The 25,813-nt window shown below is 50.4% G+C and carries 20 protein-coding genes; 9 read left to right on the top strand and 11 right to left on the bottom strand.

The annotated features are described in order from the left end of the window. Window positions 1-169: 169 nt before the first annotated feature. Window positions 170-1,048 (top strand): LysR family transcriptional regulator, encoded by an 879-nt coding sequence (locus tag H8S80_RS09340; RefSeq protein WP_002604808.1) that lies wholly within the window; start codon window positions 170-172, stop codon window positions 1,046-1,048. A 186-nt stretch (window positions 1,049-1,234) separates the two neighbouring features. Here H8S80_RS09340 and H8S80_RS09335 read toward each other — a convergent pair whose 3' ends face one another. Then, on the bottom strand, window positions 1,235-2,629 hold the full coding sequence (locus tag H8S80_RS09335; RefSeq protein ID WP_002604809.1) for a L,D-transpeptidase family protein: 1,395 nt from the start codon (window positions 2,627-2,629) through the stop codon (window positions 1,235-1,237). Between the two features lie 270 nt (window positions 2,630-2,899). Between H8S80_RS09335 and H8S80_RS09330 the strand changes: the two genes are divergently transcribed. Further along, entirely contained in the window at window positions 2,900-4,747 is a 1,848-nt protein-coding gene (locus tag H8S80_RS09330) for an aminotransferase class I/II-fold pyridoxal phosphate-dependent enzyme (RefSeq protein WP_117630634.1), read from the top strand. An 862-nt stretch (window positions 4,748-5,609) separates the two neighbouring features. Then, complete coding sequence (locus H8S80_RS09325; RefSeq protein ID WP_117630632.1) at window positions 5,610-6,023, top strand: GNAT family N-acetyltransferase; 414 nt, start codon at window positions 5,610-5,612, stop codon at window positions 6,021-6,023. 75 nt (window positions 6,024-6,098) lie between these two features. Here H8S80_RS09325 and glf read toward each other — a convergent pair whose 3' ends face one another. After that, window positions 6,099-7,202, bottom strand: coding sequence for a UDP-galactopyranose mutase (gene glf / locus H8S80_RS09320; RefSeq protein WP_117630631.1), 1,104 nt, complete (start codon window positions 7,200-7,202; stop codon window positions 6,099-6,101). A 156-nt stretch (window positions 7,203-7,358) separates the two neighbouring features. Beyond that, on the bottom strand, window positions 7,359-8,789 hold the full coding sequence (locus H8S80_RS09315) for a glutamate synthase-related protein (RefSeq protein WP_025529500.1): 1,431 nt from the start codon (window positions 8,787-8,789) through the stop codon (window positions 7,359-7,361). A gap of 236 nt (window positions 8,790-9,025) precedes the next feature. On the opposite strand from H8S80_RS09315, the gene H8S80_RS09310 reads away from it, so the two are divergent. The 4 genes from H8S80_RS09310 to H8S80_RS09295 all read left to right on the top strand — a co-directional run bounded on the left by H8S80_RS09310 (window position 9,026) and on the right by H8S80_RS09295 (window position 11,945). Continuing rightward, a complete protein-coding gene (locus H8S80_RS09310; RefSeq protein WP_117630791.1) occupies window positions 9,026-9,799 on the top strand; it encodes an SDR family oxidoreductase in 774 nt (257 codons plus the stop codon). Between the two features lie 17 nt (window positions 9,800-9,816). Continuing rightward, on the top strand, window positions 9,817-10,155 hold the full coding sequence (locus H8S80_RS09305; RefSeq protein WP_002604815.1) for a hypothetical protein: 339 nt from the start codon (window positions 9,817-9,819) through the stop codon (window positions 10,153-10,155). A gap of 157 nt (window positions 10,156-10,312) precedes the next feature. Next, a complete protein-coding gene (locus H8S80_RS09300; protein ID WP_117630630.1) occupies window positions 10,313-10,867 on the top strand; it encodes an RNA polymerase sigma factor in 555 nt (184 codons plus the stop codon). Further along, window positions 10,860-11,945 (top strand): DUF4179 domain-containing protein, encoded by a 1,086-nt coding sequence (locus tag H8S80_RS09295; protein ID WP_117630629.1) that lies wholly within the window; start codon window positions 10,860-10,862, stop codon window positions 11,943-11,945. Before H8S80_RS09300 ends, H8S80_RS09295 begins: the two co-directional genes overlap by 8 nt. Window positions 11,946-12,097: 152 nt before the next feature. On the opposite strand, the gene leuA is transcribed toward H8S80_RS09295, so the two are convergent. The 5 genes from leuA to srtB all read right to left on the bottom strand — a co-directional run bounded on the left by leuA (window position 12,098) and on the right by srtB (window position 19,200). Continuing rightward, complete coding sequence (leuA, locus tag H8S80_RS09290) at window positions 12,098-13,762, bottom strand: 2-isopropylmalate synthase (RefSeq protein WP_002604818.1); 1,665 nt, start codon at window positions 13,760-13,762, stop codon at window positions 12,098-12,100. A gap of 240 nt (window positions 13,763-14,002) precedes the next feature. Further along, window positions 14,003-15,169: a toxic anion resistance protein gene (locus H8S80_RS09285; RefSeq protein ID WP_002604819.1), complete on the bottom strand. Its 1,167-nt coding sequence runs from the start codon at window positions 15,167-15,169 to the stop codon at window positions 14,003-14,005. Beyond that, entirely contained in the window at window positions 15,162-16,652 is a 1,491-nt protein-coding gene (locus tag H8S80_RS09280) for a 5-bromo-4-chloroindolyl phosphate hydrolysis family protein (RefSeq protein WP_243010375.1), read from the bottom strand. Before H8S80_RS09280 ends, H8S80_RS09285 begins: the two co-directional genes overlap by 8 nt. A 278-nt stretch (window positions 16,653-16,930) precedes the next feature. Further along, window positions 16,931-18,283: a phosphoglucosamine mutase gene (gene glmM / locus H8S80_RS09275; protein ID WP_002604821.1), complete on the bottom strand. Its 1,353-nt coding sequence runs from the start codon at window positions 18,281-18,283 to the stop codon at window positions 16,931-16,933. 152 nt (window positions 18,284-18,435) lie between these two features. Continuing rightward, on the bottom strand, window positions 18,436-19,200 hold the full coding sequence (srtB, locus tag H8S80_RS09270; protein ID WP_029467234.1) for a class B sortase: 765 nt from the start codon (window positions 19,198-19,200) through the stop codon (window positions 18,436-18,438). 251 nt (window positions 19,201-19,451) lie between these two features. On the opposite strand from srtB, the gene H8S80_RS09265 reads away from it, so the two are divergent. Further along, window positions 19,452-20,651 carry an AfsR/SARP family transcriptional regulator gene (locus H8S80_RS09265; RefSeq protein WP_029467233.1) on the top strand — a complete coding sequence of 400 codons (1,200 nt, stop codon included), beginning with the start codon at window positions 19,452-19,454 and terminating at the stop codon, window positions 20,649-20,651. Between the two features lie 10 nt (window positions 20,652-20,661). On the opposite strand, the gene H8S80_RS09260 is transcribed toward H8S80_RS09265, so the two are convergent. Next, on the bottom strand, window positions 20,662-21,891 hold the full coding sequence (locus tag H8S80_RS09260) for a polysaccharide deacetylase family protein (protein WP_243007826.1): 1,230 nt from the start codon (window positions 21,889-21,891) through the stop codon (window positions 20,662-20,664). Window positions 21,892-22,145: 254 nt separating this feature from the next. Between H8S80_RS09260 and H8S80_RS09255 the strand changes: the two genes are divergently transcribed. Next, entirely contained in the window at window positions 22,146-22,619 is a 474-nt protein-coding gene (locus tag H8S80_RS09255; protein ID WP_002604825.1) for a methylglyoxal synthase, read from the top strand. A 69-nt stretch (window positions 22,620-22,688) separates the two neighbouring features. Here the strand turns inward: H8S80_RS09255 and H8S80_RS09250 are convergent, their stop codons facing one another. Both H8S80_RS09250 and H8S80_RS09245 read right to left on the bottom strand, forming a co-directional pair. Continuing rightward, window positions 22,689-24,464, bottom strand: a complete 1,776-nt coding sequence (locus H8S80_RS09250; RefSeq protein ID WP_117630790.1) for an FAD-dependent oxidoreductase — start codon at window positions 24,462-24,464, stop codon at window positions 22,689-22,691. A 38-nt stretch (window positions 24,465-24,502) separates the two neighbouring features. Beyond that, window positions 24,503-25,810: an FAD-dependent oxidoreductase gene (locus H8S80_RS09245; protein ID WP_117630626.1), complete on the bottom strand. Its 1,308-nt coding sequence runs from the start codon at window positions 25,808-25,810 to the stop codon at window positions 24,503-24,505. Between the last annotated feature and the right edge of the window lie 3 nt (window positions 25,811-25,813).

Genomic DNA, 25,813 nt, shown 5'->3' with positions numbered 1-25,813 from the left:
GATAACCTCCCTGCACCGTTTCCTGTTTTTTCATTTCACGGTTGACATCTTTATGGTCTCATTATATCATGGCATTATGTATGAATCCAATTCATATATTTTATGTACTTATTGAATATTTTTAATAGATTATATTCCGGAATCATCCTTGGAAAGGGGCGTAAATCAAATGGAACTGCGTCAGTTGAGCACATTTATCCGGGCGGCACAGCTTCAGAGCTTTTCAAAGGCAGCCGGGAGCCTGGGGTATTCTCAGTCCGCTGTCACGGTACAGATCCGGCTGCTGGAGGAGGAGCTGGGCACCAGACTATTCGACCGGATCGGAAGAAAGGTCACACTCACACCGCAGGGAAGCCAGTTTTTGACCAGCGCTTACGATATCCTCTATGAGGTCAATCGGGCGAAGCTGTCCGTCAGCGATGAAACGGAACTCAAAAATCCCCTCCATATCGGCACCATTGAGTCCCTCTGTTTTTCGAAATTTCCTTCTATCCTGCGCTATTTCAGGGAACATCACCCGAAGGTAGCGATACGGATCACCACCGCGCCGCCGGAAGAATTGATCGAAATGATGGAACACAACCAGTTGGATCTTATCTATATTCTGGACGAGCCCCGCTATGACAGCAACTGGTATAAGGCCATGGAACAGAAGGAAGAGGTGGTCTTCCTCTCCTCGCCCTCCTTTCCTTTAGCCGGAAAGAAAGGGATTAAACTGGAGGAGCTGCTTCATGAGCCCTTCTTCCTGACGGAGAAGAATGCCAATTACAGGCGCGCATTTGACCGCTATCTGGCAACGAAGAATATACTGCTGACCCCATTTCTGGAGATCAGCAATACCGAATTTATCATTAAAATGATCGAGGAGAACAAGGGTCTCTCCTTCCTTCCACGCTTCGCCGTTATGGAAAGCGCCGCAAAGGGGCAGACCTGTGTCCTCGATGTCACCGATTTCCACGCCTCCATGTACCGCCAGATCTTCTACCACAAGGATAAATGGAAGACGCGGGAAATGGATGAATTTATACGGCTGGCCATGATGGAATGAAAACGAAGAGTCCGGCTCGCCGGACTCTTGCGCCGGAGCGCGGTTGCTTCAGCAACCAAATTTCCTTAGCGCGGAGTGCGCATCCCCCGGAGGGTTTTCATTCCATAGGACGAACTTTCCTATGGAAAAAAAAGCAGCATCAGAATCTGCCTTAAACAAATTCTGATGCTGCACTTCTTTCATCTTTTACAGTCCAAAGCCCGGTCCGACTTCCTGTCTTTCCTTCTCTGCGGCTTCTTCTGCTGCCTTCTGCTCGGCTGCGGCCTGTGCCGCTGCCTGCTCTTCTGCCTGACGGCGTGCAGCTTCTTCCTGCTGTGCCGCTGCGGCCTGATTCTTCATATCCTCGCTTACCAGCGGATCGGTCGGATCCCATGTCTGTTCAACCGGTATCGGAGTTACGGTTGGTTTATAGTATGGGCCTACACTTACCGGATCCTCGAAGATCTCGATCGTGGTGCCGATCGGGCAGTTGTCATATACCCACTTGGCATTCTCCGCGGTCAGACGGATACAGCCAAGGGAACGCACCACGCCCAGTCCGTTATAACCGACGGACTGCATCGTGTAGATGTCGGGTTTGTCGTAACAGACCGAGTGGATCAAAAATCCCTGTCCAGCGGTAATTCTGGTCGCATACTGGGTATAGGTATCATTTACCATAAGGCGCCAGCGGTACTTCTCCGGTGTATGGAAGGTTCCCAGCGGGGTGTCATCTCCCACGGAACACAGCATGGATTTCACCGGAATAATGTATCCGTTATCGCCATCCTTTGCATAAGGAATCAGTGTGTTTAACTGTTTGTTGACCTTAATTACATAGGAACTCTGGATTCCTATAATCGGGTCTAAATCCTGAACCAGTTTTCCCTGTTCATCGAAGTAAAACTTCAGTCCGTCTATGTACTGCCAGCCAGTTAAGAAAGAGTTGTCTCTGACATAGTAGCGCACTCCGTCATGATCGACCCAGCCGGTAAACACACCGCCAGGAACATCCGTGTAGCGTGTTACGCCGTTGTCATCATAGAATCCAAATGGAAGATTCGTTCTGACAGACGGTGTCCCGTCGCTCTCGTTATGATTCACTTCTGTCAGGTAAGCCTCCAGGCTCGTCAAGGGTTTCCCCTCTCCTACGGTTCCGGCCGGACTTCCTGTCATGGCCAGGCCAAGTTTTTCTTTGCCTGAAACAGTTGCCCGGTACCAGACATCCAATACCTGTCCTGCGTATCCTGAAAGCTTCATCTGAATCGCTTCAATCTGATTCCCGGTATTCTCTCCGCCTGCCACAGCGCCGTCAGAAACCCAGCCCTGCCAGCCGCCGTCGTGTAAGTATACGCGGTAGGAGATACTCCCGTCCACACCGGTGAGCCATACCTTAAGGCCCTCCACCGGCGATGCTGAATCTGATGCCGACTGCTTGTCCATGGCTTCATTCTTCCACTGACCATCGGTAAATACCTGATATACAACATGTGGAGACGGTGGATTTTGTACCTCATCGTCGGCAAATGCCGTCATGCATCCTAACACCATGAAAGCGGCAAGCGCTACGGCACCCGCCACCTTTTTCAATGCCTGTAACATATCCTTATCCTCCTGATACATCCGTTTTTTCCCGAAAGAAACGGGCTTTCCATACTCTAAAAAGCAGATAGTATCATTATACTATAGCGATTTTTAAAAGTAAAGCATCCGGAAAAATCGTAATTTTATAAGAAAATCGTAAGAATTCTTAATATCTTAAGATGCATTCAGCCCACTCCCAGTGTTTCCGCATTGTAATCATCTCCCGCCTGTGATAAAATGAAGCTGAATTTTGAAGTGCCCGCGACGGGCGCAGATTGGAGGAACGCGATGCAGGCAATCATCCTGGCCGCAGGTATGGGAAAGAGACTGAAGGAATATACCGCGGAAAATACAAAATGTATGGTAAAGGTGAATGGAACCACTTTAATTGAACGCGCGCTGCGCATTCTCGATAAAAAACAGCTTTCCAGAATTGTCATTGTGGTAGGCTATGAAGGCCGGAAGCTCATGGACTATATCGGCACGCTGGCCATACAGACTCCCATCTGCTTTATCAACAATGAGGTCTATGACAAAACGAACAATATCTACTCCCTGGCTCTGGCCAAACAGTATCTCGTATCCGAGGATACGCTGCTCTTTGAATCCGATATCATTTTTGAGGAAGCCCTGGTAGATATTCTGATGGAAGACTCCAGAGAGACCCTGGCTCTGGTGGACAAGTTCGCCAGCTGGATGGACGGAACCTGCATGGTGCTGGATGACGACGATTCCATCAAAGATTTTATCCCGGGTAAATACTTAAAGTTCGAAGACAAGGGCGGTTACTATAAGACCGTCAATATCTATAAATTCAGTCAGCATTTTTCCGCCAACACCTACGTTCCCTTCCTGGAAGCGTATGCGAAGGCCATGGGCAACAACGAATACTACGAATCCGTCATCAAACTCATCGCCCTTCTGGAGACAAAGGAGATCAAGGCTAAAAGGCTGAACGGTGAGGTCTGGTATGAGATCGACGACATTCAGGATCTGGATATTGCGGAAAGCCTTTTTGCCGGCACCATCCAGAAGCGGTATGATGCCATTGCCTCCCGCTACGGCGGCCACTGGCGTTATCCGAAGCTGCTGGACTTCTGCTATCTCGTCAATCCCTATTTTCCGCCTCAGAAGATGCTCGACGAGATGAAATCCAATTTTGAGATCCTGATCTCGGAATATCCCTCCGGCATGCGGATCAACAGCCTGCTGGCCTCCAGAAACTTCGGCGTACGGCCGGAGCACATCGTGATCGGCAATGGTGCTGCAGAACTGATTAAGGTACTCATGGAACACACGGAAGGTCCTGTAGGCTTTATCCGCCCGACCTTTGAAGAATATCCCAATCGCTATGACAGCGCATTATCGGTTGTCTACACACCGGATAATGAAGATTTCTCCTACACGGCGGAAGATTTAATCCGGTATTACGGCAGTCCCGGCCACACGGTCGGTACGCTGGTTCTCATTAACCCTGATAATCCCAGCGGCAATTACATCGACTGCGAAGGCCTTAAAAAGCTGATTGACTGGGCCAGGACAAGTTCCATACGCCTCGTTATCGATGAAAGCTTTTCTGACTTTGCAGAGCTTTCAGGAGACACGCAGGCCCTGGACTTATCCCTGATTAATGAGGAGGTGCTGCAGTCCTACAGCGGTCTTTTCGTCGTAAAGAGCATCTCCAAATCCTATGGAGTTCCCGGAATCCGCCTCGGTGTTCTGGCAAGTTCCGACGAGGCCGCGATCGCATTGTTAAAGAAAGAGGCGCCGATCTGGAACATCAACTCCTTTGGCGAATTCTTTATGCAGAACAGCGAAAAGTATAAAAAAGACTACCGGGAATCCTTAAAAAAACTGGCTGCAGACCGAAGCGGGCTGATAAAGGAGTTAAGCTCTGTTTCATTTCTCCGGCCGATCCCTTCTCAGGCGAACTATGTGATGTGTGAGGTCATGGAAGGCCGTACCAGCAGGGAGATTGCCTGCAAACTGTTGAAACACGATATTTTCATCAAGGATCTGACCTCAAAGCTGCATAACGGAAGACAGTATGTGCGGATCGCAGTCAGAAATGGAGAAGATAACCTCAGACTTATCGCGGCGCTTAAGGCGATGGCAGACAGTGCAGAAGCCTTGTAATTTGCAAGGAATAAAACGGCCGGCGGCATATGAACTCAATGGTTCCATGCCGCCGGCCGTTTTATGCAGGGAATCTTCTTCCCGGGCTGGAGTTCCGGCAGGTAAGATACTGCTCTCTTTCATAACGTCGAATACAAATAATTAATTCATTTATTATCCTCACTTTTTCGAAAGAAAATATCATAAGCCAGAGAACACAAATGTAAATAAAAGACAAATGCAGTGAAGACGTACGTGCTGATAAAATGCATGAATCCAAGCGTATGATAAAAAAGCTTTACCGCAATAACAAAAAATATAATTACTATGATATTAAGAAGTCTGCTAAGCTTAACCGGCATTCTGCTTTGCATTTTTATCTTTATAAAAGACAGGATTGAAATTACGATTGGAGTAAAAATATACAGGTAATAGAAAGGCATAGCGGGAAAAGCATACCGTTTGTATGCTCTGAGCATCATATCTGTAAGAATCGTTAATACAACTGGAGCTATGTTTACAACCGTGTAAAAAATTATGAAACAGTTTTTATTTCTTTTCATCGTTTTCCCCCTTACTGCTGAGTACTCAATTGGTATCGCGGCTGCATGCAATGTTCCTTTCTTATAGGCCGGTTCTTAAGATGGCGGTGCCACTGCCGTCCGTTCCCGTTTCTCAACGAAATCAGCTTTCTCAGACATGGCCTCACCTCCACTTTCGCTGATATATACAGTTTACCATAGACATCTGGAAATGTCATGAATTCTTTAGAAAGACCATTGCACTCCGCCCGGCTTTCCCCTATACTGTAAGGGCGCCTCCCACACCGCACTTCCATTCCGCCTCACAGAAGGCGGAGCATACATCAGAAAAGGGGATTAGAATGAATTTTAAAATAACAGAAAAGATAGAAGAAAAGGACAGATCGGAAATCTTTCAGGGACTGCTGGAATATAATCTGGCCAGAATCGAGGACAGAAATCCAAAGGAACTGGGCATCTATCTGGAAGATGAGCAGGGCAGGAAACTGGCGGGGCTGATTGGAGAGACCCATGGCAACTGGCTTATGGTTAAGTTTTTATGGGTGGAGGAATCCTTGAGAGGCCGGCATATCGGCAGCCGGATTCTGGAGGAAGCAGAAATAGAAGCCAGGAAAAGGGGCTGCAAAAACGCCTTTCTGGATACGTTCAGCTTCCAGGCGCCGGATTTTTATAAAAAACACGGTTATCGTGAAGTATTTGCGCTGGAAGAATATCCACTCACGGGAAAACGGTATTATCTTACCAAAACTCTTTAAAATGGAGGCGGCAGTTTCCTGCGGCCTCCACTCTGAATTTGTATCACGTTCTGTATCATTCCGCCGCGATTCTATTTATATTCCCAGCACCTCTCCGGCCTTTTTCATCGCCGATTCAATCACCTTATCCATATCGTAATACTTGTATTCGCCCAGCCGGCCGCCGAAGATCACGCTCTTTTCGCCATCTGCCAGGGACGCATATTTCTGGAACAGCTCCTGATTTTTCTCATCGTTGACCGGATAGTACGGTTCCATGCCCTCACTCCAGGTCACCGGATACTCCCGGGTGATCACCGATTTAGGCTGGGTTCCGAATTCAAAATGCTTATGCTCGATAATCCGCGTATACGGAGTCTCCCTGTCTGTGTAGTTTACCACAGCGACACCCTGATAATTATCGGTGTCCACCGTCTCGCTCTCAAAACGTAGGCTTCTGTACTCCAGCTTTCCGTAACGGTATCCGAAGTAAGCGTCGATGGTCCCCGTATAGACGACTGTCTCGCCCAGACCGTCATACCACTCCTTATTCTCCAGGTAATCCACTCCCGTCTCGATGTCGCATCCCTCGAACAGCTTGTCTATAATTACATTATAGCCGCCTACCGGAATTCCCTGAAACAGGTCATTAAAATAATTATTGTCATACGTAAAACGCACCGGAATCCGTTTGATGATAAAGGACGGTAAGTCCTTGCAGTCACGGCCCCACTGTTTCTCCGTATAGCCCTTGATCAGCTTCTGGTATAAATCCATGCCCACCAGACTGATGGCCTGTTCTTCCAGATTCTTCGGTTCTCCCTTTACGGAAGCCTTCTGTTCCTCAATCTTCTTTTTCGCCTCCGCCGGAGTGGATACGCCCCACATCCTGCTGAAGGTATTCATATTGAAGGGCATATTGTACATTTCACCCTTATAATTTGCCACCGGGCTGTTGGTATAGCGGTTGAACTCTGCCAGTTCATTCACAAATTTCCAGACCTCCCGGTTGCTGGTATGGAAAATGTGCGCGCCGTAACGATGAACATGGATGCCTTCCACGTCCTCACAGTAAATATTGCCGCCGATATGATCCCGCTTTTCCACCACCAGACACTTCTTGCCCTTTTTTCCCGCCAGATATGCGAAGACTCCGGAATAGAGTCCGCTGCCTACCAGGACGTAATCATACTTTTTCATGTTTTGTGTTCTCCTGTTCTGTAATCATCTGCCCATCATTGTACTATATCTGCCCGGAAATGTAAACAACGGCCGCCGGAGCAGAGTCCTTTCAGTTCCCTGCCCCGGCGGCCGTATCGTGTCACCGTATCTTATGTATCTCATATGTCTTCCGGCTTACGCATGCCGGATATCCGTAAATTCCGAAATCTCCCGGTTAATCGTGCACAGATCGTCCACCGTCATATCATGGATATCTTCATGACCGGTAATCCGCGCGTATGTTTTCAGTTCCTCAAAGCTGCATTTTAAAAAGTTGCCGACACGTGCAGACGCGGCACAGACATTAAACCTTTTTCTCAGTTCCGGGTCCTGCGTGGCCGCTCCCACCGGACAGTTTCCGCTTCCGCAGATCCGGTACTGCTGACATGCCGCCGCAATCAGGCCCGCAGACGCTACCGCCACGGCATCCGCGCCCATGGCAATGGCCTTTGCAAAATCGGAAGAGACCCGCAGTCCGCCTGTGATCACCAGATCAATGTCGGCTCCTGCCTCATCTAAATACTTTCTCGCCCGCGACAGGGCGAAGACCGTGGGAACGCTGGTGGAATCCCGTACAAGCTTCGGACTGGCTCCCGTGGCGCCTCCTCTGCCGTCTATGGTGATAAAATCAGGTTCTGCGAACACACAGTACTCCAAATCCTTTTCAATTCTTCCCGCCGCGATCTTGATCCCGATGGGCCGTCCGTCAGACGCAAGGCGCAGCTGGGTTACCAGGTCCCTCAAATCCTCTTTGCTGCGGATATCTTCAAATTTGGAAGGGCTGATCACGTCCTTGCCCAGCGGCTTATTACGGATCGCAGCAATCTCGGGTGTTACCTTTTCTCCCGGCAGATGGCCGCCCATCCCGGGCTTCGTCCCCTGGCCAATCTTGATTTCGATGGCATCCGCCTCCTGGAGATTCTCAGGCGTCACGCTGTATTTATTGGGTACGTACTCAAAGATATACTTGTAAGCCGCGGCCTTCTCCTCCGGCAGTATTCCGCCCTCACCGCTGCACATGGCAGTCCTGGCCATGGCGCTTCCCTCTGCCAGCGCCACCTTCATCTCCTTCGACATCGCTCCGAAGGACATATGGGATATGTAGACCGGTCCGTCCAGCACCATGGGCTTTTTCGCGCGCTTGCCGATCACCGTGGTGATATTCACCGGATCGTGCTCCATCAAAGGCGGCGGATTCAGCTGCGCACCCAGAATCAGGATATCATCCCAATTTGGCATGGCCATCTTTGTGCCCATGGCATCGATAATCGTCTTCCCGCTCACCGCCATCTCATGGATCTCTTTCATATAGCGGCAGGTGCTGTCCTGTCTCGCATACTTTGGATCGTATTCCAGGCCCTTTGGCCGATTTTCACCGGTATCCACAGATTCCGCGGATACTGCCTCCTCCTTCGTCAATGCAGCTTCCTCCTCTGCTTCCTTTAACGGGGCAAACACGGAGGCCGGCTGCCTGCACACCGGACATTCTTTCAGATCTTCAAAAGGTTTCCCTTCTTTTTCCTCATCATAAACAAATCCGCACACACCACACTGAAATCTCGCCATATTCTGTCTCCTTTCTTTCCCCGCTTTTCTTATGCAGGATTTTTTATAGTCCCAGTTTACCACCATTTTTGTGCAACAACAATACCTATTTGTCCTTTTTTTAACCGTAGATTGTGAAATATTTATTTTAATTGACAATCAATTCATGACATGATATGCTATTTTCATAAGTTAATAATAATTACTATTATTTAGGTATCACCATGAAACAGATGGGAGAAAGAGAGGTAAGAACAGTGAGTACATATGTAATTACCGGCGGAACAACCGGAATCGGAGCAGCGGTACGAAAGACATTACTGGACCAGGGCCATGAGGTATTTAACATTGATTATAAGGGCGGAGACTACCTGGCCGATCTGTCCACGAAGGAGGGACGCCAGGGTGCCATCGAGGCGGTCTTTGAAAAGTATCCCGACGGAATTGACGTTCTGATCTGTAATGCAGGTGTCGGTCCGACCGCGCCGCCCAAGATGATATTTGCCCTGAACTTCTTTGCCAGCATTCAATTGGCAGAAGGCTTAAGACCATTACTTAAGAAGAAACACGGCAACTGTGTCATCACCTCCTCCAACTCCATCACCAACATGACAGTGCGTATGGACTGGGTTGATATGCTCTCCAACGTCATGGATGAAGACAGAATTCTGGAACTGGCGGACGATATCCCCAGGAATCAGACACCGTCCTGCTACAGTTCCTCCAAACACGCACTCGCCCGCTGGGTCCGCCGGATTTCTCCTTCCTGGGCCGTAGACGGACTGAGAATCAACTCTGTAGCCCCAGGCAACACGACAACACCGATGACCCCGGGTATGACAGACGCCCAGATGGAAGCCGCCTTATTAATCCCGATACCGACACGCTACGGGCGCAGGGAATTCCTGGACGCCCAGGAGATTGCCAATGGAATTGTGTTCCTGGCTTCTCCGCTGGCAAGCGGCATCAACGGAGTCATTCTGTTCGTTGACGGCGGCATTGACGCCCTGCTTCGTTCAGAGCAGATTTAAATAAGGAGGAAAAAGTGATGACAATCTTAGAGCAGTATATTGAATGCATGAAAAAGGGCGACGAAGTGGCACTGGCCGATCTGTTTAATGAGTATGGTGTTCTTCACGATTCGTCCGTTATAAAGGCCGGCATGGACACCATCCACCTGGAAGGAAGGATGGCCGTGGAGATGATGTTCCACCACAAATTCGGATTCAACGGGGGACCATTTCCCATTCACAGTGTCAAATACGTGGGGGATAATACCGTATGGTACTTTATTACCTACCACGATCACGTCGTACCGGTTACCGCCTTCTTATCCGAGACGGATGAGAACGGCAAAATAAAACGGCTGAACATCTATCCGCTATAGATCAGCAAACCCATTTGGAGACCGCGGCACCTTTCTCGGAAGGCTGCCGCGGTCTCTGCGTTTCTGCCTTGCGCGAAAATAAAAAAGTTTGAATAAACTGAAACATTTTCTGACAGACTGCGTACTGATAGGTGAGATACATAAAAAGGAGGATATCATGAATGACTACGAAATCATCCAAAAGCTAAAGCACAGGGAGGAGGACGGCCTCCGGGACTTAATGAAGCAGTATTCCGGCTATGTAGCGGCTATTGTCTGCAACATTTCCCAGGGGAGCCTGAGCGTGGAGGATGTGGAGGAACTGTCCGCCGACGTATTTCTGTCCGTCTGGAACCATGCGGCCGGCCTCATGGAGGACAGGCCGCTGCGCCCCTATCTGGCGCAGGCCGCCCGCAATACGGCGATCAGCAGACTGCGAAAGCACGGAGAAGCTGCCCTGCCCTTTGACGATGACATCATCACATTGCAGGCCGGGGAAAATCCCGATGAACTGGCCATCAAGCGGGAGCAGACACAGATTATCAATTCGGCAGTGGAGGCCTTCGGCGAGCCGGACAGGGAAATCTTTATCCGTTTTTACTTTCTGGGTGAGCGCATCGAGGCCATCGGCAGACGGCTGGCCATGAACCAGTCGACAATCCGCACAAAGCTGCACCGGTGCCGCAAACGGATAAAAGGGATCTTTGAAGAAAGGGGATATCAATATGAATAAAAAGATAAAAATCAGTGATTTATGTTCCCGGATGAACCCGCAATATATGGAAGACCTGGAAGTGACCAATATGACAGACTTACACCCCTCGGAGCAGCGCATAGAAGATATTGTATTTCAAAAGCTGCATCCGGAACAGAAAACGGCCGCACCGGCCGGGAAAAGAGTAAATATGAAAAAGAAAACATGGAAAATTGCGGCGATCGCCGCTGTCTTCTGCCTGTTTGCAACGACTGCGTTTGCCATGGCAGGAGGATTCGAGTATTTCCGCTCCATCTACGGAGACACGGTTGACAATGCCAGACAGGATATTCTGACACCTGAAATCACCGTCACGGACGGCACCCGGCAAATGGCGCTGGACAGCATGCTGACAGACGGCTACAAGATCAACCTCATTGTATCGCTGAAGACCGTATCCGGCAAGGCCGACAAAGACATCGAAAAAACAGATCCTTTCAATCTGTTCCAGGTAGAGCTTCAGCCTCCCGTCTCCGGTTCTGAGCAGGAGGAACAAACCATGACCTTTACCTGCACGGAACTGACGGAATTTTCATCGAAAAGCCAGCATTTTTACCACATTCAGCTGGATTCCCTGACCGACTGTACCGGTTGGAATATGAAAGTCTCCCTGTCCGAAAGTCTGGGAAACCTGACCCTGGAATCGGATATCAAAGGCTCGGCGGCCGCTGCAGAGCTTACCATCAATCAGGCCATCGACAGCAGTCTGACGATTGAAACGCTCCAGATCTCCCCCTTAGGCTTCCTGGTTATCGGAAGTGAAGGCGCTGCCTCCGGCGGACTTCCCACGCCTTCCATCAGCCTTACCTTTAAGGACGGATCACAGGAAGACCTGATCACGCCCATGTCCTTCGACTCCGGCGAAGGCGGTACGATAACCGGAGGCGGCGGCGTTGTCATCGGAGAAGATCCTATGACCGGACCGCTTGTCACCACCACATACGGGCAGAGGAATCCCAGCGGAAAGCTTGCAATAGCCGGTGAATTCGGACGGATTATCCTGGTATCTGAGATACAGTCCATTTCAGTCAACGGTACAGAGTATCCGTTAAATTAAGGTAACAGGAGTACTCCCTTAGCACGGAGTGCGCATCCTCCCGGAGGGTTTTTATTTCATAGGCTAAACTTTCCTATGAAACAAAAAAGGCTGCTGCAAAATGACCGATCACTCAGTCGTTCTGCAGCAGCCTCTGCTATATCTCTTCCTTTTTAATAAAACAGACGGTTCACCGCACTAAAGATACCTCTGATTGAGGCTCTGGTGATGTTGGAGCTGATGCCCACGCCGTATGTGGCGCGTCCGGTCTTCACATCCAGCAGGTGGATATAGGAAGCCGCCTGTGCTCCTGAACCGGAAGTAAGTGCGTGCTCGTTGTAATCCAGTACCCGGATTTCAATTCCCAGCTCTTTCTCAAGTCCCTTCTGTACCGCATCGATAGGACCGTTTCCGACGCCTTCAAAGACCTTCTCCACACCGTGGTCGGTATAACGGACCTTGGCCAGTGTTGAGAACTCGGTATCGTCCTCGGCCTCTGTAATCTGGCACTTACGGAAATGGATCGGTTCCTTGCGCTCGCTGTAGTTTCTCTTGAACTCATCCATGATCTGCTCAGGCGCAACCTCACCCTGCTTCTCGGAAATCGCCTGAATGACATCGGCAAATTCCTTGTGCATTCCCTTCGGAAGCCTGAAACCATAGAATGTATCCATGACGAACGCCACGCCGCCCTTGCCGGACTGGCTGTTGATGCGCACGATTGGTTCGTACTGTCTGCCGATATCCGCCGGGTCGATCGGAAGGTACGGAACCTCCCAGTGCTCCTGGTTTCTCTCGTGCATGGCCTGCATGCCCTTGTTGATGGCATCCTGATGGGAACCGGAGAACGCGGTAAAGACGAGCTTTCCTGCGTACGGATGTCTCGGTTCGACCTCCATCTTGGTGCACCGCTCACATACGTCCACGATCTCGCGGACATTCTCCAGATTTAACTCCGGATTGATGCCCTGGGAGAACATATTATATGCCACGGTCAGAATATCCACGTTGCCGGTCCGTTCGCCGTTGCCGAGCAGAGTTCCCTCCACCCTGTCAGCGCCTGCCAGGAGCGCAAGCTCCGTGGCCGCGATACCGGTGCCGCGGTCGTTATGGGGATGAACACTTAATATGATGCTGTCACGGTTCTTGAAGTGACGGTCCATCCACTCAATCTGATCTGCGTAAACGTTAGGAGTCGTCATCTCCACGGTCGAAGGAAGATTGATAATGATCTTCTTCTCGGGAGTCGCTCCCCATGTATCCTGTACTGCCGTACAGATATCAAGTGCGAAATCAAGTTCCGTTCCGGTAAAGCTTTCCGGTGAATATTCGAGGATCACTTCCCCGTCAAACCCGTCCATGTACTTCTTTACCATCTCTGTGCCTTCTACGGCAATGTCCTTGATCTCCTCTTTGCTCTTGTGAAATACCACATCCCTCTGCAGAGTGGAGGTGGAGTTATAAATATGTACAATCGCCTTCTTAATTCCCTGAATAGCCTCAAATGTCCTCTTAATCAGATGCTCACGGCACTGAACCAGAACCTGGACTACCACATCATCAGGAATCAGTTTCCTTTCTACGAGCTGTCTTAAGAAATCAAACTCAATCTGGGAAGCGGCCGGAAATCCGATCTCAATCTCCTTAAAACCAAGCTTCACAAGAAGGTTGAACATCTCAATCTTCTCTTCCACAACCATGGGCTCAATGAGCGCCTGGTTCCCATCTCTTAAGTCAACGCTGCACCAGATCGGTGCTTTTTCAATCTCTTTGTACGGCCATTGTCTCTCCGGATAATTGATTACTGGTACCCGCTTATATCTCTGATAGTTTAACATGTCTTTCTCCTCCAAATTTAAAATTTTATTCGATTCATTCCCTTTTATCTTCATCCAGGGCTTTGGAGTCGATAAATCACGCTATACTTCTTGACAATGAACAACGTGGTTTTTACAGGTCTAACCCCATCTTCATCATTCCTTTACTATAAGAATCACCCTCCCGGAATTTGCCGAGGTAAAGTGTTATACTATTATAGCACGTTCAGAATTGAGTTACAACAAAAATCTTCGTTAAGTTTAATTGCTCAGCTGCAGAAGCTTCTGCTTTAACTCGCCTTCCATACGGGCCAGTTCCGTCTCCGCCTCTCTCCTCTTCTGGCGGCCTTCCGTCTGTATACGGACCACTTCGTCCAGCGTGGTGATCAGGGATTCATTGGTAATCTTAAGGGTCTCCATATCCACGATTCCGCGTTCCGACTCCTTGGCCGTCTCGATGGTAGCCGTCTTTAAGACCTCGGCGTTCTTTCTCAGCAGCTCGTTCGTCATGTCGGTGACTTCCCTCTGGGCTCTGGCTGCCTGTTCGGAATGATTGATTCCGATAGCCAGAACCATCTGGCTCTTCCAGAGCGGGATAGTATTGACGATGGTCGACTGGATCTTCTCCGACATCAGTGTATCATTATTCTGCACCAGACGGATCTGAGGAGCCATCTGAATGGAGATCATACGGGTCAGCTCCAGATCATGGATCTTCTTCTCAAACCGGTTGCAGAGAGACGCCATATCGTTGACCGCCTGCGCATCCTCCGGAAGGCCGGTCTTATGAGCCTTGTCCATGAGAGCCGGCAGCTCGCTTCCGCGAACCTCATTCAGTTTCTTCTTGCCCGCCAGAATGTACATGCTCAGTTCCTTAAAGTAAGTCGTGTTTAAGTCGTACATCTTGTCCAGCAGCGCAATATCCTTTAAAAGCTGAATCTGATGGTTCTCCAGAATCTTGCAGATCTGATTCACATTGATCTCAGCCTTGTTGTACTTTGCCTTCATGCTTTCCAGCTTGTTGGAGCTCTTCTTAAAGAAGCCGAAGAAGCCCTTATCCTCGTCCTCCGCCTCGAAGCTTTTAAGCTCCGTCACCACACTGCTTAACATCTGGCCGATCTCGCCCAAATCCTTTGTCTTAACGTTATCCAGCGCCGCCTCAGAGAAATCAGCGATCTTTTTCTGGGCTCCCGCTCCGTACTGAAGCACGAGGTTGGAATCCGTCAGATCAATTCTCGCCGCGAAACTGTCGATCATCTTTCGCTCCTCCGGTGTCAGCTCTGCCTCGGGAATGGACTCTGTCAAGCTCTCTTCCTTCAGCTCCGCAGGCACCGCCTGGCTGCTCTCCGCCGGAAGCTCCGATGTGCTGAATGGGTCCAGGGTCAGCACTGGTGCCTCGTTTATCATCGTTTCGATGTCTTTACTCATGATTCTTCCCTCCTGTTAAGTCGCTTTTACTAAAATCGCTTTCTGCGAATCCATCCTTTTTCAGCATCGTCTGAAGTACGGAGGCGTCAGTGCTGATATCAATCGCCGCGTCCTGGTATAAATCATCCAGAAGGCGCTCAAACGCCGTATTGATCGTATCCAAAGTCTCCTCAATCTCATGCTTCGCCGAGACGATATTGTCGCCCTCTATCTCAATTCTGTCGAAATCGCGGTACGCGGTTACCAGCTTCACCGTGGTTGGGAGATAATACTCCATAAAACGCTCCATCTCCTCCATCTGGTCCGGCTGGCGCTCCACTGTCTCGAAGATTCTTCTAATGACATTCTCCAGCCTGGAGATCTTCCCGGATATCGCCTCTCCCGGAATCGCATCGTTGGCTTCCCGCAGAATTCTTAAATACTCATGGCCCTGGGCCATCATCTCTCTTAAGCCCTCCGGAAGCTGTTTTTCATCTTCCTCTGCCTTTTTCTTTCCTTCGGGAGCCGCTGCACTCTTCTTCTGCTTCTTTTCCGATTCAGCCAGAAGAGCCATCTCCTTCTCCCTCTGTTTTAAGGACTGCTGGGCGCTTAAATACTGTTTGTACGTCTCTTCGTTTAACATCAGACAGGTCTTCTGCTCATCGATATGGGCCTCCGGCAGAATCCCCTTTTCAATCATCTTCTGTAAATCACGGACAACGAATCTCCTTGACTTCCCAATGCTGCGCGCCAGCTCCTCGATATCGCAGAACAGCCTGCTGCCCGCCTGCTTCAAATAGAGTCCGGCCCGTTTTAAACGGCCTCTCGTTGAGATGCCGGTCCCCAGCATGGTGCCGAAGACACAGCCCAGCACCAGAAGAAGTCCTGACGATCCCAGAATAGCCCCCCAAAATGGTTTTACCACGAGGGCGAGAATCCATGTCACGAGAAACAGGATTCCAACCACGCCCAGCCCGATTCCGCCGAACACGGTAAACAGAATCCCGGAAATGCGCCCTGGCTGATTCAGTCTTATGGCAACCGGGCTGGGAGCCATTTTTCTGACGCGGTATGCCCTCTGGTCTTCTCCCGCCGTCTCGCTGGTCTGAAAGGCGCGGTACCCCGGACTTTCCGCGCGTGTGGAGGTTCTCTCCGTGGTGTAGCGGCGGCTCTCATAGCCTGTCCGCCTTCTTTCCCTGGTACGGCCGCTGCCGGCCGCCGATCCCGCCCAGCTGCCGCGGTCTCTTCCCGCATCTCTTCCTGCCGCATCTCTTCCTGCGTTTCTTCCCGCATCTCTTCCTGCGTCCGCAGCTGCAGCCGTATCATAAGCGCCTGCGTTTGTATCCGGCCCTGTGCCCTGTCCTTTGTCCGGTCCCTTTCGTCCGTTGCTGCCGGTATCCATCCTTCGGGCTGCGTCCATCCCTTTGAGCATCTGGCTTCTGGCCTCATCGAGCGCGAAATTCACCGTGTCCGAAATCGTTCTGTTCAATTGTTTAAAATCCATGGAATCTATGGCATCCTGCACAGAATCCCTGATTTGATCTCCTAAATTTGAAAAGTCTTTATTATCCATAAACAATGGCCTTTCTCCATATGCATTCAACATGTGTATCCTTCATAGCACTACTTATCATATCATGAATTGAGCCCGTTTACAATTTAAAATCGGGCCACTTCCCGGAAAAACAGAAAGCCCGCGGCCAGGAAGAGAGGAACAAACTTTTTCTTCCTCTCCCCCCGGGCCGCGGACCTCCGGGGCACCGCCCCTCCGGTCACATGCGCTTACAGGATGTGCCCCTGCTGCTTCATCACTTCGATTACCTGATCCACGTGCTTCTCACACGTCTCCAAATCGGCCGCCTCGACCATGACACGGACTACCGGCTCCGTGCCGGACTGGCGGAGCAGGATTCTTCCGCTGTCTCCAAGAGCTTCCGTCACCCTGGAAACTTCTGCCTTCACCACGGCGTCGTCCTGAGCCGCTGCTTTATCCTTCACGCGGACATTTTTAAGCACCTGCGGATAAATCTCAATCTCAGAAGCCAGCTTCGCCAGGCTCTCCTTCTTCTCCAGCATGACTTCCATCACCTTTAAGGACGTTAAGATTCCGTCGCCCGTGGTGGCATGCTTGCTGAATATGATATGGCCGGACTGCTCGCCGCCCAGACAGTTACCATAAGTTACCATGTTCTCGTAAACGTACTTGTCACCGACCGCCGTCTTTTCATAGCCGATTCCCTCGCGGTCCAGCGCCTTGTATAAGCCGAAATTGGACATAATGGTGGTAACCACCTTGTTATTCTTTAACGCGCCCTGCTCCTTCATGTACTTGCCGCAGACGAACATGATCACATCGCCATCCACGACATTTCCGTTCTCATCTACCGCGATACAGCGGTCCGCATCGCCGTCGTAGGCAAATCCCACATCGGCTCCGATCTCCTTCACGAACTCCTGCAGCACCTCGATATGGGTAGAACCACATTTTGTATTGATATTCAGGCCGTCGGGACTGTTGCTGATCACATGAGTCTCCGCTCCCAGAGCGTCGAACACGTTCTTGGCAATGGCAGAAGCGCTGCCGTTGGCACAGTCTAACGCCACCTTCTTATTCTTAAAAGAACGGGTAGCAATGGAAATTAAGTATCCAATATAGCGGTTTCTGCCGGCAGCAAAATCAACGGTTCTTCCAATCTTATCCCGTTTAGCCAGCGGAACCTCAGGAGTCTCCCCATCCAGATATTTCTCAATCTCAACGATTACGCTCTCTTCCAGCTTCTCTCCGTTTCCGTTAATTACCTTAATTCCATTGTCATAATAAGGATTATGGCTCGCTGAGATCATGATGCCGCAGTCAAAATCCTCTGTGCGGACCACATAAGACACACTGGGAGTTGTCGTTACGTGAAGCAGATAGGCATCCGCTCCGGATGCGGTTAATCCCGCCACCAGGGAATACTCGAACATGTAGCTACTTCTTCTCGTGTCTTTTCCGATGACGATCCGGCATACATCGCTCTTCTTCCTCTGTCCGTAGTACCAGCCCAGAAACCGCCCTACCTTAAAAGCATCTTCTACTGTCAGCGTTACGTTGGCTTCCCCTCGGAAACCGTCAGTTCCAAAATACTTGCCCATATTTTTATCTCCTCTTTTCAATACTGGCTTACTGCTAACTGATTTTCCAGAATCAGAATGTACTATAGCACACATGTTCCCATTTTTCAATTAAGTTTCTCTTATTTCGATCCACGTCTGAACTGTTATAATTTTACAGACCGCCGCTGAGACTATTCTTCCGCGACCTCATATGCGTACAGAATCGTTCTGGCGTCGTTAAATTCATAACTGCAGGTGATGAAGGACCAGAGCTGCTCCAGCGGTTTCTCCGGGATCTGTGCAAAATCACAGCCCTTCGTCATCTCTTCCACATACGCCTGGAAACTCTCCTCCGTGGCAAACTTCGTCTTCCGTCTCATGCCGGTCGGTTCCGTATAAAGCACAGACATGGGGCGTAAATGGTATTCGCGCTCCGGAGTATAGACGGTGATATCCTGATGTTCCTTGAAATATTCCTCGTCCTTATACTTTACGATGTCTTTGAACATGCTTCCATTCTTCATATTGTGCCCATAAATTATATTATGCCTGCCGGAAAAATCAGGTTCACTCTCATAATCAAGATATATGGCACCGGCCACACTTTTTTTGCCCTCAAAGTCCGTATTTAAGTAAGTTTCATTATTTCCGGTCTGAACGATAGGGTAATCAATCTCAGTCCCTTCGACTTTAAGCCATCCCACGATGTCCGGATTGATCTTTCGCAGCTCGTCAAACTGGATCGGCGACACGTAAGGCGCCTCTGTCTCTTCCGTCTCGGCCTCGGTTGAAACCTCGGTCGGTGCTTCTGTCTCTCTGGCCAGTTCCGCAAGACTCTCATACTCCCGCTCAGCCGCAGCACGCACCTGGTAATCCACATAAGTTTTTATTCCCGCTACCGCCGCCAGCACCACGGCCAGCAGTAGGAGGACCGATGCAATACGTTTTTTCTTCATACTGTCACTTTCCTTCGGTTTTATGTATTTTTTTCTACAGTATATATGATTTCCGGTGAAATCTCAATCTTTTTTCCGTCCCCGCCCTTCATATTTATAACAGTTCAGCCTTCGCTTCCGGCTGCCGCTGCCCGGCTGCCGGAAGCGAAGGCTGAACTGTTGCTCATATTTAAAATGTTTCACAAGCAGTACTGGACATTTTTCCTTTTATTCTTTATACTAATATTAGAAAATGGGAGTGTGAGATACTCATGAATAACAAGAATGAAATCATATATGTAAATATGTTGGGGGAATTCTCCATAACGATAGGCAGCCAGACGATCATGGACCGGAACAACCAGTCCAAGAAGCCCTGGAGCCTGTTAGAGTATTTAATTACCTTCCGCGACCGCAACATCCCGGTTGAGGAGCTGATCGATTTATTCTGGAAGGATGAGGCCAGCAATAACCCGGCCGGCGCTTTGAAGACCCTGATGTTCCGTGTCAGGAAGCTTTTAGAGTCATTGGGAGTTCCGCCTCAGGACTTAATTACTCAGAACAGGAAGGCCTACGGCTGGACCAAAGAACTGACTACCATCACCGACACCGACCGTTTTGAGGACTTATGCCTTCGTTCCGAGGCGACAGATATAAACAGCGAGGAATGCCTCTCCCTCTGTCTGGAGGCGGTAGCCCTCTATAAGGGTAATTTTCTTCCAAAATCTGAGTGGGAATCCTGGGTCGTACCGATCCATACGTATTACCATACCCTCTATCAGAATCTGATTCACCGCACGCTGCTGCTGCTCGATGAGCAGAAGGATTATCCGACGATCATCGACGTCTGCCAGCAGGCCATCGCGATCGACCAGTATGAGGAGGATGCCCATTACTATCTGATCTACGCCCTTTACCAGAGCGGCAATCAGTATATGGCCATGGAACACTATCAGCATGTCAACGACATGTTTTACAATGAGTTCGCCATCACTCCGTCCGCGCGGTTTAAAGAGCTGTATAAGCTGATCAGCGACAAGAAGCACGGCATCACCATGGATTTAAGCACGATCCAGGAGACGCTGATGGAAGGAGCCAAGGAAAAAGGCGCATTCTGCTGTGAACCTTCCGTATTCCGGGATGTCTATCAGCTGGAGACCCGCGCCATCGAGCGTACCGGCGACTCCATCTTCTTATGCCTGATCACCATCAGCAACTTAAAGGGAGAATTATTAAAGCCCTCCGTACAGACGAGGGCCATGGATGAACTGGGTGAGTCCATCCGCACCTCTCTCCGCCGGGGCGACATCTACAGCCGGTACAGCGTCAGCCAGTACCTTATGCTGCTTCCGACAGCCACCTATGAAAACGGAGAGATGGTATTAAAGCGGATTATCCAGAATTTCAAAAAAGCGTATTCCAGAAAAGACTTATCCATTACGTATTCACTTCAGAGCATTATACCAAGCTAATACTAAATCCTCAGGGCCGGAAACGATTATATACGTGTCCGGCCTGAATTCCGCCCCGGTACTGGGCCATCTCGCTGACTGTCACCAGCTGATATCCCCGGTTCACCAGTTCCGGAATAATCACCTCCGCGGCATCCGCCGAAGTGCTGTAAATATCATGCATCAGCACAATATCCCCATCCTTTACCTGATTCAGTACAACATTGATCGTGTTCTGCGCGTTTCTCGTCTTCCAGTCCAGCGTATCGATGTCCCACATGATGGCCGCCATTCCCATGGAGCCCAGTGTGTCCAGTGATGCCTGATTGTAAAAGCCTCCCGGCGGTCTTACCAGAGTCGGAGTCACGCCGCATGCCTCGGCGATCTTCTGATTCGTCAGCCCTACCTGGGAACGGATTCCCGCGTCCCCCACCTTTGTCAGGTACTTGTGTTCATATGTATGGTTTGCCACCTCGCATCCCAGGGTGTTCATGCGCTGAACCACCGCCTGCGTTCCGGGGACACGGTTGCCCACCATGAAAAAGGTGGCCCGGCCTCCATTCGCTTCCAGGCTGTTTAAGATCCTCGTGGTCACAGGCGTGCTTGGCCCGTCGTCAAAGGTAAGGGCCACCATGGGCTTCGTAGGATCGATTCCCTCCGGTTTTATCTCCGGCGGAGCGGCCCCCTTGATCACAGCCGCGGCCCTTAAGCCTTCCACACGGATACCGGAGCCTTCCGCTCCCGCCGCCGCGCCGTTCATGGCCCATTCGGTCCATGCGCCATTTTCCCACACGGAATAATAGATATCGTAATACTCGGCCAGTCTGTCGGTAAACTTCATGGCGACGGCCTCAATCGGAAGCTGTTCCGGAGCCGCTCCGATCTCCACATCATTCTCTCCCCAGTCAAGCCAGCCCTTGCCGATGATATTCACCTGATAGGCGAGCGTTCCCTTCAGGACCTCCGGCTGTCCGGAGACCGTCATGCGGATGGCGCTGGCAAAGCTTCCCGTCTGAACCTTCAGCGGGTCGTTGTCGGCCTTAACCTCACTCCAGCCCACGCTGTCCTGATAGGCGCTGTAGTTCACCACCAGAGGCGTCAAATCCTCCGGATTCACCTTTGGGATGATTCCCGGTCCGATCTCTTCTTCTGCCGCAGCCTCGTCCGCACAGGAACAGAAGGGCTGTCCGCCGGCCACCAGCACGGCTGCCAGAACAAACGCCCCGATTCTTCTCAGAATCTTCCATTTAATACTCTTCATTTTTCCCACCTCCGCAAGCATCTGTCAATTTTGATATATTAAGTATAGCATAGATTCCGGGCAAATAACTCCTGAATTCCTTAAATCTTTCCTACAATACCAATTGATATCCCCTTACAATTCAATTCTTTTAAAGAATTTTACCATTTTACACTATTCAATTGTTTAAAAATCATTTATGATAAAAGGGAGTTTGAAAAAGGAAAATACCACCAGATAAGACATCAGAATCTATATTTTACAGGAGGAATCTTATGATACAGGAAGATTTTATCACACTGACACTGGAGAAACAGAAAAATATTGCTCTCATCGCCCATGACAATGAAAAGCATTCCCTCATCGAGTGGTGCAAGGAACATAAAGACATCTTAAGCCAGCACACCTTATGCGGAACCGGCACCACAGCGCGTATGATCACGGACCAGACGGGCCTGTCGGTGAAGGGCTACAACAGCGGTCCTTTAGGCGGTGACCAGCAGATCGGCGCAAAAATCGTGGAAGGAAGAATCGACCTGGTCATCTTCTTCTCCGACCCATTGACCGCACAGCCCCACGACCCCGATGTGAAGGCCCTGCTCCGTATCGCTCAGGTTTATGATATTCCCATCGCCAATACCAGGGCGACCGCGGATTTTATTATCACCTCACCGCTGATGGGCGCAACCTATGAGCATCAGGTGATTAATTTCAACAAAAATGTTGCAGACCGTGCGAACACGCTGTAACGGTTCCACCGAAAAAATGGTATGGTGCCGTCCTGATATCACAGTTTCAGGGCAGACCATACCATTTTGTTATTTTTCGCATTCTTCCCCGTCATACAGTCGAATTTCAAAAATACAGGCCAGAGGGCTTCCGTACGTCGACTCCACTCTGATACTGACGCTGTCACACCGTATTTCGTCTTCTAAACCAATGATCTGAAGCCGTTGTCCCATGGATTCCCTGCTAAGCCTTTTAACGGAATTTCCGTTCAGTAAAAATTCCACGGTATAATTCCGGATCAGCTCCGACGGTGGATTCATCTCCTGTCTTCCCAGAACCGCACGGTTAATTGAAGGCGTGATCTCCCTGCTTAAATTGGAATCCAGTGTCAATCTGATCTGTTTCACCAGTATTGGCCGTTCTGCCGTGAGCGTGATGACCGGCTTTCCTTCCATAGGTGCTCTCCAGCAATTGGAAGCCCCGCCTTCACTTCTTGCGGTTCCATTTACCACATTCTCCGGCGGACAGCCTTCTGTCTGATCCGAAGCGCTCACCTTCATCGTTCTGGCCAGATCTTTGGGGTCCGTGTTCCTCACACCAGGCAGATAGCAGTCCTGCTTTAACAGTTCCTGCTGCAGTTCATCTATAAACTCCAGAACACCGGATGGAGTGCAGCCCCTTTTCAAAGCTATCGCTGCCGCCACTCCCGCCGCCTGGCCTGCTACAGCGCAGGTAGCCATCACCCTGGTCGACGAAAATGCCACATGGGTACAGCTGATGGCCCTTCCGCCCAGAAACAGATTCTTTATGTTCCTGGAATAAAGGCATCTGTATGGAATCGGATAGATTCCGTTTACCTTGTTCCAGACCGTTGGATTATCCTCTTCATTTAAAAAGCCCTCGACAGTATGGATATCCATGGGCCACCCGCCGTATGCAACGGTATCGGGAAAATCCTGTTCCCCCAGGCAGTCATGCTCTGTCAGCACGTAATCACCGATGAGGCGGCGGCTCTCCCGCTTTCCCGGAAGGAAGCCAACCCATTCCAGTTCCATACATTCCGCGCCGTGGCTGCCGCCGTTTTTTATGTGGTCCCACACACCGTAGACAGCCTTTAACAGCTCATCGCGGAGCAGTTCTGCATCTTCAATTGTACGTTTCACACCGCCTCCCAGCTCGATCCACCAGTATCCGGAGGTCACATCGGAGTGATCCCTGAATTTCAGCTGTTCCTCTGTATAGGTGTTCGCCCAGAATGGCTTGACAAATGGGACGGGATGGCCCATATCACGTGTGGAGAACATCAGGGAATTTCCCATAGTACAGTGATCCCCCTTCTCCGGCGCCAGTTCCTCACCGTACTGCCCCTTTGCTTCCCTTCCAATCCGGTACTCTGCTCCGGCCTTCGCTCCGAGAACACCGTCACCCGTTCCGTCCAGAAACATATTCGCTTTTATATAAAACTTCTTTTCGGTCGTCAGCTGCTCCGCACAGATGGCCGTAATTTTCTCCCCGTCACAGACCACCTCCGTCATCTGTGTATTCAGATAGAGCTCCAGCTTCTCCTGATAATGGACTTTTTCCCACAGAACCGCATCGAAGATCGGGTAGATCATCTCCGGATTCCGCCGTTTGTTTTCCAAAAGGATTTCTTCTAAAATGCCGGTTTCCCTGGCATCAGGGCGGCTCATATGGTGGTCCGCCCCGCAGATATGCATGCGCATCTCCGAGCTGGCATTTCCGCCCAGTACCGGCCGGTTATGTACGAGTGCGGTTCGTATCCCGCCTCTGGCCGCCGCTATAGCGGCGCAGATTCCACCGAGTCCGCCCCCAACGACTACGAAATCATACTGTTTTTCAAGCATCTGTTTCAAGGCTTCCCCTCCTCATCATTTCCGCGCGGTCACGGTCTCACTCCAAGCTCCAACAGTCGTTCCTGTACCTGTGCCGCCTTCAGCTCCCTGGGCAGTTTTTTATTTTTCACACAGAGCGCTGCTGCGATTCCCACAGCCTGCCCCATATTGGCACAGATTGGCATAACGCGGTAATTGGAATGCGCCATATGTGTGCCTGATATATCACGCCCTGCCAGATACAGACCGTCCACCTTCTTCGGAACAAAGCAGCCATAGGGAATGGTGTAGCCCTTTTTCTGCTTAAACGTCTTCTGGCTTCCTGTTTCATCCAGGCCGTTCCCCGTCAAATTGTGAACGTCAAAGTTAAAGCTCGCCCTTGCCACCACCCAATCGTCAAATACTCTGGCCTCCAGAATATCCTGCTCCGTGATGGTGCTTTCGCCTTCAAAATGCCGCGTCTCCCGGATTCCGATCAGCGAGGCGGAGCTGATCAAATAGCAGTTTTCAAACCCCGGAACGACCTTCCTCAAAAATTCGACGATACGGTCCATCTGCTCCCTGCAAACGAATGTGGCCCTGGTCAAATCCTCTGCCTTCGTTCCGTCAATTCCGGTACAGTTTGTCATGTTGCAGGTGACTACACCCGGAAGAGTGGTTTTGTAGAGCAGTACGTGGCCGGCCGGCTCCGGCAGATACTGACGGCCCAGTGTCTGTAAATCCCCGGCGGGAATCTGGAACGTCTCTTCAAAGCCACCGGGAAATACTCCCCGTTCCACATCAACTCCCGCTACCTTAAACATAATTGAGGCGGGCTGCATCTTTCCATCCGTCTCGCGGCCTTTAAAGCAGGGAACTCCTGCCTTCGCTGCTGCATCACCGTCTCCGGTGGCATCAATCACGATATCTGCAAGAATTGCCTGACGGCCCGATTTGCTCTCCACAATAACGCCTTTCATTGTATTACCTTCCATGACCACATCACTGACAAAGGTGTATAGGAGCAATTTGGCTCCGGCTTCCACAAGCATTTCCAGAAGCACAGTCTTAAGCCTCTCGGGATTGATGATCTGCCTGGCTCCGCCGTTGAAAAGATGGCCTTCCCGCTCCATACACTCCGCAGAACGGTCCAGAATTTCCTCATAAATACCGCCCTCTGTATTGCCCGTCCAGTGACTCATCAGTCCTGCGGTGGCAATTCCGCCCACGTCCCCTGTCTGTTCAATCAGTATAGTGCGGGCGCCTTCTCTGGCTGCAGTTATGGCCGCCGCCACTCCGGCCGGTCCTGCCCCCAGCACCAGCACCTGTGTTTCCCAGGCGACCGGTATCTCTCTCTTCGGTTCTTCTATGTAGTTCATGGA

The organism is Hungatella sp. L36 (assembly GCF_014288035.1).
The sequence above is the reverse complement of the archived record's forward strand: the minus strand, read 5'-3'. Positions and strand labels throughout refer to the sequence as shown.